This window comes from Sphingomonas sp. R1 (genome assembly GCF_025960285.1).
GTDB lineage: Bacteria > Pseudomonadota > Alphaproteobacteria > Sphingomonadales > Sphingomonadaceae > Sphingomonas.
On record NZ_CP110111.1, the window covers coordinates 878,138 to 891,741 of the forward strand.

10 protein-coding genes and 1 pseudogene are annotated in these 13,604 nt (G+C 67.5%); 6 read left to right on the plus strand and 5 right to left on the minus strand.

The features are described from left to right. Positions 1 to 98: 98 nt before the first annotated feature. Complete coding sequence (locus OIM94_RS04285; RefSeq protein WP_264608871.1) at positions 99 to 434, minus strand: VOC family protein; 336 nt, start codon at positions 432 to 434, stop codon at positions 99 to 101. 55 nt (positions 435 to 489) lie between these two features. On the opposite strand from OIM94_RS04285, the gene OIM94_RS04290 reads away from it, so the two are divergent. Further along, positions 490 to 1,560 (plus strand): PA0069 family radical SAM protein, encoded by a 1,071-nt coding sequence (locus tag OIM94_RS04290; protein WP_264608872.1) that lies wholly within the window; start codon positions 490 to 492, stop codon positions 1,558 to 1,560. Positions 1,561 to 1,692: 132 nt separating this feature from the next. Here the strand turns inward: OIM94_RS04290 and OIM94_RS04295 are convergent. Together OIM94_RS04295 and OIM94_RS04300 are read right to left on the minus strand one after the other, a co-directional pair. Beyond that, positions 1,693 to 2,031, minus strand: a pseudogene (locus tag OIM94_RS04295) (DUF3470 domain-containing protein); the annotation flags it as partial. A gap of 75 nt (positions 2,032 to 2,106) precedes the next feature. Beyond that, positions 2,107 to 3,330 carry an SGNH/GDSL hydrolase family protein gene (locus tag OIM94_RS04300; RefSeq protein WP_264608873.1) on the minus strand — a complete coding sequence of 408 codons (1,224 nt, stop codon included), beginning with the start codon at positions 3,328 to 3,330 and terminating at the stop codon, positions 2,107 to 2,109. A gap of 140 nt (positions 3,331 to 3,470) precedes the next feature. On the opposite strand from OIM94_RS04300, the gene OIM94_RS04305 reads away from it, so the two are divergent. Beyond that, positions 3,471 to 6,083, plus strand: coding sequence for a M1 family metallopeptidase (locus tag OIM94_RS04305; protein ID WP_264608874.1), 2,613 nt, complete (start codon positions 3,471 to 3,473; stop codon positions 6,081 to 6,083). A gap of 141 nt (positions 6,084 to 6,224) precedes the next feature. Here the strand turns inward: OIM94_RS04305 and OIM94_RS04310 are convergent, their stop codons facing one another. Further along, on the minus strand, positions 6,225 to 7,817 hold the full coding sequence (locus OIM94_RS04310) for a long-chain fatty acid--CoA ligase (RefSeq protein ID WP_264608875.1): 1,593 nt from the start codon (positions 7,815 to 7,817) through the stop codon (positions 6,225 to 6,227). Positions 7,818 to 8,026: 209 nt separating this feature from the next. Here OIM94_RS04310 and OIM94_RS04315 point away from each other — a divergent pair, with 209 nt between their 5' ends. The 3 genes from OIM94_RS04315 to OIM94_RS04325 all read left to right on the plus strand — a co-directional run bounded on the left by OIM94_RS04315 (position 8,027) and on the right by OIM94_RS04325 (position 10,817). Further along, positions 8,027 to 8,869 carry an AAA family ATPase gene (locus OIM94_RS04315; protein WP_264608876.1) on the plus strand — a complete coding sequence of 281 codons (843 nt, stop codon included), beginning with the start codon at positions 8,027 to 8,029 and terminating at the stop codon, positions 8,867 to 8,869. Between the two features lie 74 nt (positions 8,870 to 8,943). Then, complete coding sequence (locus OIM94_RS04320; protein WP_264608877.1) at positions 8,944 to 10,122, plus strand: vWA domain-containing protein; 1,179 nt, start codon at positions 8,944 to 8,946, stop codon at positions 10,120 to 10,122. Beyond that, entirely contained in the window at positions 10,119 to 10,817 is a 699-nt protein-coding gene (locus tag OIM94_RS04325; protein ID WP_264608878.1) for a DUF2185 domain-containing protein, read from the plus strand. The genes OIM94_RS04320 and OIM94_RS04325 overlap by 4 nt, the downstream gene beginning before the upstream one ends. Here the strand turns inward: OIM94_RS04325 and OIM94_RS04330 are convergent, their stop codons facing one another. Continuing rightward, a complete protein-coding gene (locus tag OIM94_RS04330; RefSeq protein ID WP_264608879.1) occupies positions 10,818 to 11,090 on the minus strand; it encodes an Hpt domain-containing protein in 273 nt (90 codons plus the stop codon). It lies immediately after the preceding gene. A gap of 116 nt (positions 11,091 to 11,206) precedes the next feature. On the opposite strand from OIM94_RS04330, the gene OIM94_RS04335 reads away from it, so the two are divergent. Then, positions 11,207 to 13,465, plus strand: coding sequence for a hypothetical protein (locus tag OIM94_RS04335; RefSeq protein ID WP_264608880.1), 2,259 nt, complete (start codon positions 11,207 to 11,209; stop codon positions 13,463 to 13,465). The last annotated feature ends 139 nt before the right edge of the window (positions 13,466 to 13,604 follow it).

Here is a 13,604-nt window from a genome sequence, read left to right on the forward strand (position 1 = left end):
ATGCAGCGCTTGTGCGAAAGCAGGAGTCCAGGGCCACGAGCGTCGTCCTATCCTACCCTGGGCCCCTGCTTTCGCAGGTTACCAGGCCAAGGTGCGACTTATTCCTCCGACACCCACGCCGCCAGCTCATGCCCCTGCGGATCGCGAAAGTGGAAGCGCCGCCCGCCAGGGAAGCTGAAGATCGGCACCGTCACCATGCCTCCCGCCGCCTCCACCGCCGCCAGCGTTGCTTCCAGATCGTCGACCGCGATCACCGGCAGCAACTGCGTCCGCCCCTGTGCGTCGCCGTCCAGCCCGACATCGGTGTCCCCGGTCATCGTTGCGGCGTAGCTCGGCCCGAAATCGGTGAACTGCCAGTCGAACACCTGCCCGTAGAAGCGCTTGAGCGCGCCGACGTCTCCCACCGGCAGCTCGAGATAGTTCAGTCGTGCCATTTTCTTCCCCCGCAATGTTCTTGCTTCGTTCTACCCAGTTGCGTAGGATCGGGCAATGGCAAAGAGTCGCCCCGTCCGCGGCGCCACGTTCAACGCGGCGAGCGCGCGCTTCAACCTCCCCGCGCGGGAAGCGGATGGCGACTGGCTCGACGCGCAAGGCACGATCGACGGTGCCCCGCCGCCGCTCCGCACGACGGTAACGGTGGAAACCCCGCGCACGATCATCAGCCGCAACCAGTCCCCCGACATCGGCTTCGAGCAATCGGTGAACCCGTATCGCGGCTGCGAGCATGGCTGCATCTACTGCTTTGCCCGGCCCAGCCACGCCTATCTCGACCTGTCCCCCGGGCTCGACTTCGAGAGCAAGCTCTTCGTGAAGCCGACCGCGCCCGAGCTGCTCCGCGCCGAGCTCGGCAAGCGCGGCTATGTCTGCAAGCCGATCGCCTTCGGCACCAACACTGACCCCTATCAGCCGATCGAATCGACCTGGCGGATCACGCGTGGCTGCCTCGAACTGCTCGCCGAATGCCGTCATCCGGTGACGATCACGACCAAGTCCAACCGGGTGGTGAAGGACATCGACCTGCTCGCGCCCATGGCGGCGCAAGGGCTCGCGGCGGTGATGCTGTCGGTCACCTCGCTCGATCCGAAGATCGCGATGACGGTCGAGCCCCGTGCGCCGCACCCGGAGCGCCGGCTGGCGGCGATCCGCACGCTTACCGATGCGGGCGTGCCGGTATTCGTCTCGATGTCGCCGGTGATCCCGCACGTCACCGATCACGAGATGGAGCATATCCTGGAACGCGCCGCCGAAGCGGGCGCACGCGGCGCCTTCTTCCTGCCGGTGCGGCTGCCCTGGGAGGTCGCCCCGCTGTTTCGCGCCTGGCTCGACACGCATTTCCCCGATCGGGCGAGCAAGGTGATGGCGACGATCCAGTCGATCCGCGGCGGCAAGGACAATGATCCGGGCTTCTTCACCCGGATGCGCGGCCAGGGGCCCTGGGCCGAGCTGCTCCGCACCCGCTTCACCCGCGCGGTCAAGCGCTACGGGCTGGACGGCGAGCGGATGCGGCTGCGCACCGATCTGTTCCGCCCACCCGCCGGGCCGCAGGGCGAGCTGTTCTAGCGACGGGTTGGCAGAGAGGCCTCAGCCCGTCGCGCCAAACATGCGCAGGATCGCCTTGCGCCAGCGATCCAGCAGCGTTTCGCGGCGGCAATGGCTACATGCCGCGCGCACAGCGGCAACGCGATCGTCCGAATCGCCCGGTCCGGGATTGGCCGAAAAATAGCGCGGATATTTGTCGGCGACGTGGTGGAAGTCCGCCGCATCCGCAGGCGTCTGGCCGGCCTTGACCGTTACGTTGGGCCAGATCTCGGAATAGGTGGCGTTGAGTTCCAGCCAAGGCGCGGCCCGCGGCTCGGTGTCGAACACGATCGCGTCGATCGGACAGGCCGCCATACAGCAGCTGCAATCCACGCACTCGCGCGGATTGATCACGAGCATTGTCTCGCCTTCATAGAAGGCATCGACGGGACAGACTTCCACGCAGTCCATGTGCTTGCACTTGATGCACGCATCCGTGATCACCCCGGTCATGCTGCAACCGCCCCTCTTCTCGCCCTAGGATGAGGAGGTTGCACCATGCCACGCCGGGTCGGCAAGCAGACCTGTCTAGCGTAGCAACGCCAGCGGCACCGCACTCGCCATGGCCGCATAGCCAGTCACCGACGGGTGCAGCCCGTCGCCGCTGTCATAGTCCTTGCGCAGCCGCTTGGGGTCGGCCGGATCGCGCATCGCCGCGTCGAAGTCGATCACCGCGTCGAAATTGCCCGGTGTGCGGATCCAGCGATTGACCGCCTGGCGATCGGCCTCGTTCTGCGCGTCGGGATGATAATAGCCGGATCCCGCATAGGGCATGATCGTCGCCCCGATCACCTTGATGCCGCGGGCATGGGCGCGCGCGACGATCTGGCGGTACGCGTCGATCATCCGCGACACCAGCGCGGCATGGGCCTCGGCCGGAACCGGTGCGTCGCGGGTGAGCGTGCCGAGATCGTTCACGCCTTCCAGCACGATCAGGTGGCTCACCCCCGGCTGGCCGATCACGTCATGGTCGAACCGCGCGAGCGCGTTGGGGCCCAGTCCGTCGTTAAGCAGGCGGTTGCCGCCGATGCCGGCGTTTAGCACGGCAACCCCGCCCATGCCCGGCGCCTGCCGCAGGCGACGCTGCAAGGCATCCGTCCAGCGGGCGTTGGTGTTGGGCTTCACCCCGTACCCGTCGGTAATCGAGTCGCCAAAGGCAACGATGGCCCGCGTCCTGGGCGCGACTGCCTCGATGCCGGCGATCTGGAACCAGTGGTCCACCGTCTTGGCGCCGGCCAGATCGGCGTCGCCGCCATGATCGCCGTGGAGCACATAGGACGTCGCGCGCGAGCCCGGATGCCCGGTCTGCTGCGACGGCGGCTGTGCCATGTGAAGCGAGATGGCGAGGTCGCTGCCCGGCGCAGCCTCCAATACCACCGGGTCGCTCCAATAATCGGCGCCCGCCGGGATCACCACCGCGCTCGCCCCGCCGAAGCGCAAGGGTCGCAGCGTCGCCACGTCGATCCGCGGACTGGCGGCATCCACCGCCCGCGCGATCGTCGCGCCGTCGATCCTGAGCGGTGCGGTACCGAAGCGGTTGGAGAAGCGCACCCGCAGCCGCGACGCAGGCCCCTGCAGGCGGACGATCTGGCGCAGTGTCGCATCGGTGAGATCCGCGGCGGGCAGCGCGTTCTGCCCCTCCAGCGCCAGTTGCGAGGTCCACCATGCGGTGGTCCAGCGATCGCCGGTCGTCGCCTGCGCGGTCGCCGCCGCGAGCAACCCCACCGCGATCCAGCGCAGCATCCGTGCCATCGATCCTCTCCCATGCCTTTTGGTAGCGATACCATAGGCTGGCGCGTGGTTCGGGCAAGTCGTTTCGGCGTATGGCTGTACTATTGCGGCAATGCAGGACCACGCTTAAGCTCGCGCGGTCACCCAATCACGGAGCCCCGATGCGCGCCCTTCTTTTCGCCTCCAGCGCCCTGTTCCTCCCTGCCCTCGCCCTGGCCCAGTCGCCCGCGCAGCCGACGGGAAAGCTGCCCGACGCCGCGACGCCGATCGCCTATCGGCTCGATTTCACGATCCTGCCCGATCAGCCGCGCTTCAGCGGGCATACCGAGATCGACATCGATCTGAAGGCACCGGCGAGCAGCCTGTGGATGCACGGGCGCGATCTGCACATCGCCAAGGCGACGGTGCGCGCAGGCACGACCGTCGTGCCCGCCATCTTCACCCAGAAGAGCCCCACCGGCCTCGCCCAGCTCGATTTCGGCAAGACCCTGCCCGTGGGGCGCGTGACGCTGGTGTTTGAGTATGACGCGGCGTTCGGCAGCGGCACGCAGGGCCTCTACCACGTCAATGTCGACAAGGAATGGTACGCCTGGACCCAGTTCGAATCGATCGAGGCGCGCGCCGCCTTCCCCTCGTTCGACCAGCCCGGCTACAAGACCCCGTTCACCGTCTCGATCACGACCAAGCCCGACTATGTCGCGGTAAGCAACGCGCCCGAGGCGAACAAGAGCGCTGCGGGCGAGCTGGTCCGCCACCAGTTCGCGCCCACCAAGCCGTTGCCGACCTATCTGGTGGCGCTGGTGACCGGCCCGTTCGCCACCGCGTCGGCGCTTATCCCGCCGACGCCGCAGCGCGCGCAGCCGATGCCGCTGGGCGTGGTCGGCACCAAGCCCAATGCCGGTCAGCTGGAGTTCGCGCTGAAGGAGTCGGGCAAGATCGTCTCGCTCCTCGAGAATTATTTCGGCCAGCCTTTCCCCTTCCCCAAGCTCGACCAGATCGGCTCGCCGATCATGCCCGGCGCGATGGAGAATGCGGGGGCCGACATCTATGGTGACGGCATCCTGTTCCTGGACGAAAAGGAGTCCAGCGAGCGCAAGCAGACGTTCGGCATGGTCGTCGCGCACGAGCTGGCCCACCAGTGGTTCGGCGATCTCGTCACCCCGGCCTGGTGGGACGATATCTGGCTCAACGAGAGCTTCGCCAACTGGATGGGCTATCGCATCGGCAATGAATGGCGGCCCGGCCTCGCGATCGAGCTGAACGCGATCGAGGAAGGTTTCCAGGCGATGGATCTGGATGCGCTCGCCGCCGGCCGGCCCATCCACCAGCCGATCCCCAATGACGGCGATATCGATGCCGCCTTCGACCAGATCACCTATGGCAAGGGCGGCCAGGTCGTCGCGATGATCGCCGCCTATATGGGCGACGAGACCTTCCGCGACGGCGTTCGGCTGCACATGAAGCGGCACGCCTATGGCAATGCCAGCACCGACCAGTTCTTCGCCTCGCTGGCCGATGCGGCGCACGATCCGCGGGTGCTGGCGTCGCTGAAGAGCTTTGTCGACCAGCAGGGCGTGCCGTTGGTGACGCTGCATCGCGAAGGCGGTACGCTCACCGCCACCCAGTCGCGCTACGGCTTCTACGGCGCCAATCTCGCCGCGCAGCAATGGGTGGTGCCGCTGTGCCTCCGCCAGGGCGATGCCAAGGCGTGCACGCTGCTCGACAAGCCGAGCATGTCCGTCTCCGCCAAGGGCAGCGGCGCGCTGGTGCCGAACGCGGGCGGCTGGGGCTATTATCGCTTCGAGCTCGATCCCGCCGACTGGAATGCGCTGATTGCCGCGACGCCGACTCTCCCCGCTGCCGAGGTGCTGGCGGTGGACGACAGCGCCTGGGCCAGCTTCTATGCCGGCCGCAGCCCGGTGACGCGCGCGATCGCCCTTGCCCGCGCCGCCGCGAAGCACCCGTCCAACAAGATCGTGTTCGACAACGCCCATCGCCTGCGCGACCTGGAGAAGCGCGGGCTGATCGCCGCCGAGGCGTTGCCCGCCTATCGCAAGCTGTTCGTCGAGCTTTACGGTCCGATGCTCGCCAAGATCGGGTTCGACCCGGCGACCGGCGCCCATGCCAAGGACGAGGCCGATCAGCGTGAGCTGCGCTCGGATCTGCTCAACCTGGTCGCCATCACCGGCCGCGATGCGACGATCCGCGGCAAGCTGACGACCGCCTTCGACGCGTTCGTCGCGGGCGACGAGAAGGCGCTGGACCCGGCATATCGCGGCATCGCAGCGGCGATCGCGATCAACGAGCGCGGCGTGCCGTTCGCCCAGCAGCTGGTCGAAAAGTCCAAGGATCGCCCGCAGCTGTTCCAGGCACTGGGCCAGGGCGTGACGGGCTCCGGGAATGCGGACGTTGCCCGCTGGTTCCTCAACGATTTCAAGGATCCGCGGATCAACGCCCGCCAGCGCCTGTTCACCGTCGCCGGCTTCCTGCGTTCCCCCTATACACGCGACATCGCCAGCGACTTCATGATCGCGCACTTCGACGAGTTCGTGAAGAACGGCGGCGGCGGCGGCGTGTTCTCGGGCCGGGCGGCGCAGATGTTCGGCGCACTCTGCTCGAACGCGCAGGCGGACGCCGTGGATGCCAAGCTGCGCCCGACCACCACGGGAAGCACGCTCAACCTCGATCGCGCGATCGAGACGATCCGCACCTGCGCACGCTTCCGCGATGCAAAGGCCGGCGAAGTGAGCGCGGCGATTATCGCCGGGAAGTAACGGGGACGGTCAGACCGGGGGGAAAGCCGTCCCCCCGGCGAACGCTGGGGTCTCCCACAGCCCGCTGCGCCGGTTCGGCGTGCGGGGGGAGATGCCAGCCTTCGCTGGCATGACGGTTGGGGCGCTGGCAGCGCCCCCCCCTCACGCCGCCTGCAGCGAATAATCCTTGTACTGCTTGCGGATTTCCATCTTGAGCAGCTTGCCGGTGGCGGTGTGGGGCAGGCTCTCGACGAAATGGATCTCGTCCGGCAGCCACCATTTGGCGACGTGCTGGGTCAGATGGGTGAGGATCTCCGCTGCGCTCACCGCACTCCCGGGCTTGCGCACCACGAGCAGGATCGGCCGCTCCTCCCAGCGCGGATGGTGCACGCCGATCGCCGCCGCCTCCGCAACCCCGGCGCAGCCGACCGCGCAATTCTCCAGCTCGACCGAGCTGATCCACTCGCCGCCGGACTTGATCACGTCCTTCGCGCGATCGGTGATCTGCATCACGCCATCGGGGTGCAGCACGGCGACGTCCCCGGTGTCGAACCAGTTGTCGGCGTCGATCGCGGGCTGCTCCTCGCGATAATATTGCGAGACCACCCAGGGTCCACGCACCTGCAGCCGACCGGAGGTCTGGCCGTCGCGCGGCAGGACATTGCCCTCGTCGTCCACGGTGCGCAGCTCGACGCCGTACGGCACCTTGCCCTGCTTGCTCACCTGATCGACCTGCGCCTCGAAGCCGAGTTCGTCCCAGTCGGGGGACGGCGCACCCATCGTCCCGATCGGGCTGGTTTCGGTCATGCCCCAGGCGTGGTTGACCCGCATGCCCATCTTCATCAGCCGCTCGATCATCGCGCGCGGCGCGGCCGAGCCGCCGATCGTCACGATCTTCAGATATTTGGGTGCCTCGCCGGTGGCATCGATATGCTGGAACATCGCGAACCACACCGTCGGCACGCCGGCCGAGTGGGTCACCTTCTCGCGGTTCATCAGATCGCACAGGATCTTGGGATCGTTCAGCGCCGAGAACACCATCTTCGCGCCCACCGCCGGCGCCGCCCAGGGCAGGCCCCAGCCTACCGCGTGGAACATCGGCACGATCGGCATCGCGACCGACTGGGTGGAGAGGTCGAACTCCGCCGGCTGCAATTCGGTAAGCGCGTGGAGCACGGTGGAGCGATGCGTATAGACCACCCCCTTGGGATTGCCCGTGGTCCCGCTGGTGTAGCAGAGCATCATCGGCTCGCGCTCGTCCCCGCGCACCCAGGCATAGTCGCCGTCCTCGGCGCCGATCCATGCCTCGAATCCATCCGGGCCGAGATCGTCGAAGCAGATATAGCGCTCGATCGTCGTCCATTGCGACTTGAGGCGTTCGACCACCGGGGCGAACATCCGGTCGTAGAGCAGCACCCGGTCCTCGGCGTGATTGCCGATAAAGGCGAGTTGATCGTCGAACAGTCGCGGATTGATCGTGTGGATCAGCGCGCCCATTCCGGTCGCTCCGTACCAGGCGACGAGATGGCGGCTGTGGTTCATCGCCAGCGTCGCGACCCGGTCGCCCTTGCGGATGCCGATGCGTTCCAGCGCCTGCGCCATGCGGCGCGCATCGTGCGCGATCCCCGCCCAGTTGGTGCGCGTCTCGCTGCCGTCCGCCCAGCGGGTGACGATCTCGCGGGTCCCGTGCTCCCGTGCCGCGTGATCGAGCAAGGTGGATACCCGAAGCTCGAAATCCTGCATGCCGCCCAGCATATGCCTCTCCATTGCGTGGCTGTTTTGCCGGGAGAATACCCCTTCACGCCTCGAAGTCGAGGGGCCCGGGCGTTACATAGCGTTTCCGTGACACTACGTACCGATTCGTCGATCGCTCCTGTGCCCCGCAAGGGTTTGCGGCGGGCTGCAGTCCCCCCTGTCCCGCGGGATGGGTTGCAACCGGCCACTGTTCGGCCCATTTTCCTCCCATGCGCTTCGAAGGCACCCAGAGCTATGTCGCGACCGCCGACCTGAAGGTCGCGGTCAATGCCGCCGTCACGCTGCGGCGCCCACTGCTCGTCAAGGGCGAGCCCGGCACCGGCAAGACCGTGCTGGCGACCGAGATCGCCAAGGCGGTCGGTGCGCCGCTCATCGAGTGGAACGTCAAGTCGACCACCAAGGCGCAGCAGGGCCTGTATGAATATGACGCGGTGGCGCGGCTGCGCGACGGCCAGCTCGGCGATCCGCGCGTCCACGACATCGGCAACTATATCCGCCGGGGCAAGCTGTGGGAGGCGTTCACCAGCCCCACCTTGCCGGTGCTGCTGATCGACGAGATCGACAAGGCCGATATCGAGTTCCCGAACGACCTGCTCCAGGAACTCGATCGCATGGAATTCCATGTCTACGAAACCGGCGAGACGGTGCGCGCGGTAGAGCGGCCGATCGTCGTGATCACCTCGAACAACGAGAAGGAGCTGCCCGACGCCTTTCTGCGCCGCTGCTTCTTCCATTACATCAAGTTCCCCGATCGCGACACGATGCAGGCCATCGTGGACGTCCACTTCCCCGGCATCCAGAAGCTGCTCGTCACCCGCGCGATGGAACTGTTCTACGAGATCCGCGAGGTGCCCGGCCTCAAGAAGAAGCCGTCGACCAGCGAGCTGCTCGATTGGCTGAAGCTGTTGCTCCACGAAGACATGCCGCTGGAGGTGCTGCAGTCGCGCGATCCCACCAAGGCGATCCCCCCGCTTCACGGCGCGCTCCTCAAGAACGAGCAGGACGTGATGCTGTTCGAGCGGCTCGCCTTCATGGCGCGGCGGCAGAAATGAGCCTGCGCCGTGTCGAGCCCCTAAGGCGGTCAACGTAGTGGACGCTACTTCCCCGGCGGGCGTATCCTAGCGCCATGTTCCTGGCCTTTCTCGACGAACTGCGCGCCGCGGGCATTCCTGCCAGCCTCAAGGAACACCTGCTGCTGCTCGAGGCGCTGGACGCGCAGGTGATCGAGCCGACGCCGGAGGCATTCTACTTTCTTGCCCGCGCGACCTATGTGAAGGACGAGGGCCTGCTCGACCGGTTCGATCAGGTGTTCGCCAAGGTGTTCCGCGGCATCGCGACCAGCTATGGCGTGGCGCCGGCCGAGATCCCCGAGGAATGGCTGCGCGCCATTGCCGAGAAGTATCTGACCGAGGAGGAAAAGGCGCAGATCGAGGCGCTGGGATCCTGGGAAAAGCTGATGGAGACGCTCCAGCAGCGGCTTGCCGAGCAGCATGAGCGCCATCAGGGCGGCAGCAAATGGATCGGCACCGGCGGCACCTCGCCCTTCGGCAATGGCGGCTATAACCCCGAAGGCGTCCGGATCGGCGGCGAGGGCAGGCACCAGCGCGCGGTCAAGGTGTGGGAGGCGCGCGACTATCGCAACCTCGATTCCACCCGCGAGCTCGGTACGCGCAACATCAAGGTGGCGCTCCGCCGCCTGCGCCGCTTCGCCCGCGAAGGCGCCGCCGAGGAGCTCGACATCGACGGCACGATCGCCGGCACCGCGCGGCAGGGGTGGCTCGACGTCAAGATGCGGCCGGAGCGGCACAATGCCGTGAAGCTGCTGCTCTTCCTCGATGTCGGCGGGTCGATGGATCCGTTCGTCAAACTCTGCGAGGAGCTGTTTTCGGCGGCGACCAGCGAGTTCAAGAACCTCGAATTCTTCTACTTCCACAACTGCCTCTACGAAGGCGTGTGGAAGGACAATCGCCGGCGCTTCACCGAACGCACCCGCACCGCGGACATTCTCCACAAATACGGCCATGATTATAAGGTGATCTTCGTCGGCGACGCGTCGATGAGCCCCTATGAGATCAGCCATGTCGGCGGCTCGGTCGAGCATATGAACGAGGAGCCGGGTGCCACCTGGCTGCAGCGGGTGACCGATACCTACCCCGCCACCGTCTGGCTCAATGTGCTGCCCGAGGCACAATGGGCCTATTCGCACTCGGTGACGATGATCCGCGAGCTGATGCGCGATCGTATGTATCCCCTGACGATTGCAGGGATCGATGCGGCGATGCGCGAGTTGAGTCGAAAGCGATGAGTACGATCCGCGACATGCTTTACCGGTGGCGTCGGCGGCTGTTCGGCAGCACGATGATCGCCGATCCCCGGCCCTTGGCGGAGGCTGCGCCCTACACCTTCTTCCTGCCCAGCGAGAATGAGGTGCTGGCGCTGCGCCCTGGCGACCTGGTCAAGCTGATCTTCCAGTCTGACCCGCCGTCGCGCGAATATGCCGCGGAGCGCATGTGGGTGCGAGTCACCCGCATCGAGGGCGAGCAGCTTTGGGGCAGGCTGGACAATGCGCCGCTCGACATGCCGCAGCTTCGCCCAGGCCGCGAAATCCGCTTCCGGCGCGGCGATGTGATCGATCTTCGCTGGGGGGAGGACCATCCGGTGCGCCCGCCCTCGGCGCCCGCCCGGCGGCACTATGAGGCGCGCTGTCTCGTCGACGCCTGCGTGCTCGCGGAACGCGCGCCGGTGCATTATCTCTATCGCGAACTGCCGCTGCCCCCGGTGATCGGCGATGAACCCGATAGTGGCTGGCGAATCCGCGGCGACTATCGCGGGCTGGAGGATGACGCCATCGGCGCACGCGCCGTGGAATGCGTGTCGCTGGGTGCCGTGCTCAACATCGACGACAGCTGGCTGCACCTGATCGACACGCCGACCGGTTCCGCCTTCGTGCGCAACTGGGATACCGATACCTTCGAGCCGGAATCGGCTGCGGCCGACTGATCAGTCGGCGAGATCCGCACGATCCGCGGGTGCGCTGCCGAGCAGCGTCTCGCGCACCGCCGCGTCGAGGCCAGGCATCGCCACGCTGCCGGCAAGCCGCTGCAGATGCAGCGCGGCGCCGGCCCATTGGGCGGTGTCGCCCCCCGAAGCCGCCATCCTCGCCGAGCGATGCATGCTTTCCAGGAACGCGCGCTGGAGTTCTGCGATCAGGGCCGGATCGTTCTGCACGGCGGTCGCGAAGGTCGTGTCGAAAACGGCGTGGTCGTACAACATGGTGGCAGATGTACGCGGTGGATCGTTAACCATTCGTTCCTTGCTGCCCTTGGTCCGGGCCGCAAAGCTGGTAGAGTGGCGGGATGACTGGGGGATCTATTGCCGAATCCGCTGCGATGCCTGAACCGCTGCCCGCCGATGTGCCGGTGATGGCGGAAAGCTCCGTCGTCGATCCGCCCGCGCCCGGGACGCGCGAGGAGTCCCCGGACCCTGCTTCGCCGCTGGAATGGATCGCACCGCTGGTTGCGATCCTCGCCGGCGTCGGCGCGACCTATGGCATGGCTTCGCTGGCCGTGCCCGCCTGGCAGGAACCGCTGAGCGACTTTGCCCGAGTTCAGTTGCTGGCGGCGCTCTGCATTCCCGGCGGCGTGGTTGCGCTGCTCTATCTGGTGGTGATGCGCACCAGCCGGTCCGAGGCGCGCCGCTTCGGCGATACCGCGCTTGCGATGCACGACGCCGCCGCCCAACTCGAAGCGCGCACCGCCGCACTGACCGATCGTCTGCTCGCGCAGCGCGCCGCGCTTGCCGAGCAGGAAACCAGCCTTTCCGTACTGAGCGACGCCGCCGCCGAGCGGCTTGCCCACGCCGCTGCCAGCGCCGCACGCCAGGCAGAGGCCTTGGCCGGCGGCACCCAGCGCCTCAGTGACGCGACCAGCGCGGCCGAGCGCGGCGTGGCGGTGGTGCTGTCGTCCCTCCCCCGCGCCCATGACGAGATGCGCGGGCTTGCCGACCGCGTCGATGCCGCCGGTCTCCAGGCCGGACAGACTGCCGCGGCCCTCGATATCCAGCTGACCGTGCTCGCCGAACGCGGCCGCGAGGCGGACCGCATCGCCAGCGGCGCGGCCGAGCGGCTGGCGGCGCACATTTCCCGCATGGAGGCGACCAGCGAGGCCGCCAGCAGCCGGCTGGAGCAGGTGACCGACCAGATGTCCGCGCAGGTGGACGGCGTGCTCGATCGCGCCGCCGCGGCGGTCGACCAGTCGCGCCAGAGCATCGCGGCGCAAGGCGAGGCGATGCTGGCGATGCTGGGCGCCAACCAGGCGGCGCTCGAGCGCGCCGGCGAGGACAGCAGCGCGCTGATGGCGCAGCGCATGGCGCTGATCGAGGATGCGATCATTCGCATCTCCGCCCGGCTGAGCGAGGAGCAGCGGCGCGGCGATGCGCTGTTCACCCGGCTTTCCGAAGGCGCGGTCGGGTTCGACCGCGAGCTGGAGGTGCTCCACGCGGCCGGCACCCGCCGAACCGAGGCGCTGGCCGGTGCGATCCACGGCCTGCATCAGTCGATGGACGGCATGACCGAATCGATGCGCACCGGCGAAGCAACCGCGCGCGCGGTGATCGCCACCTCGGAACAGCTGCTCACCGCGCTAGACGCCGCCGCCCGCGAGATCGACGAGACGATGCCCGCCGCGCTGGAGCGGCTGGACGGTCGCATCGACGCGACCCGCAAGCGCATCGCCGCGTCCAAGCCCGAGCTGCTCGGCCTCGTCACTGCCGCCGAATCGACCCATGACGCGGTGGAGGGCATTGCCGCCGCCGTCACACGCCAGCAGGCAGCGCTGGACAAGGGGCGCGCCGCGCTCGCCGAGACGCTGGTAACCGCTACCGAGCAGGCCGAGACGCTCAGCCGCGCGGTGGATGCCGCGATCCTCCATGCCCGCAGCTTTACCAGCGATGCCGCGCCCGACCTGATCGAAACGCTGATCCGAGTGCGTGACAGCGCCAACAAGGCGGCGGATCATGCGCGTGAGGCGATCGACGGCATCGTGCCCGCGGTCCACCGCGTGCTGCAGGACGCGACCGATAGCGCGGTCGAGCGCGCGGTCGAGATTTCGGTGCGCCAGCAGGTCGACACGCTTACCCGCGCCGCCGACGCCGCGATCGGGGCTGCGGCGCGCGCCGCCGAGCATCTCCGTGCGCAGATGAGCGCGATCGAAAGCGCTACCCAGGCTGCCGATGCCCGCATTGCCGAGGCGCAGGACGCGCAGGAACGTGCGGACAGCGACGGCTTCGCCCACCGCATGGCGCTGCTGATCGACGCGCTGCACTCGACCTCGATCGATATCGCCAAGACCTTCTCGACCGAGGTGACCGACGGCGCGTGGGCCGCCTATCTGAAGGGCGATCGCGGCGTGTTCACCCGCCGTGCGGTGCGCCTGCTGGCGCCGCACGAGGCGCGCGAGATCCACCGCCTCTACGACCATGACGACACATTCCGCGAGAATGTGCACCGCTATGTCCATGATTTCGAGACGATGCTCCGCCAGGTACTCAGCCTGCGCGAAGGCAATCCGCTGGCGGTGACCTTGCTCTCCTCCGATGCGGGCAAGCTCTATGTCGCGCTCGCCCAGGCAATCGAGCGACTGCGGAGCTGACAGGGAAGGCACGCCCGTCGGCCCACCTCCCGCAGCGTCATGCCGGCGCAGGCCGGCATCTCCTGCAGGTGCGGTTTTCCCTTTGCGCACAGCGCCACGAGACCCCAGCGTTCGCCGGGGTGCCGTTGGTGGGCTCGAT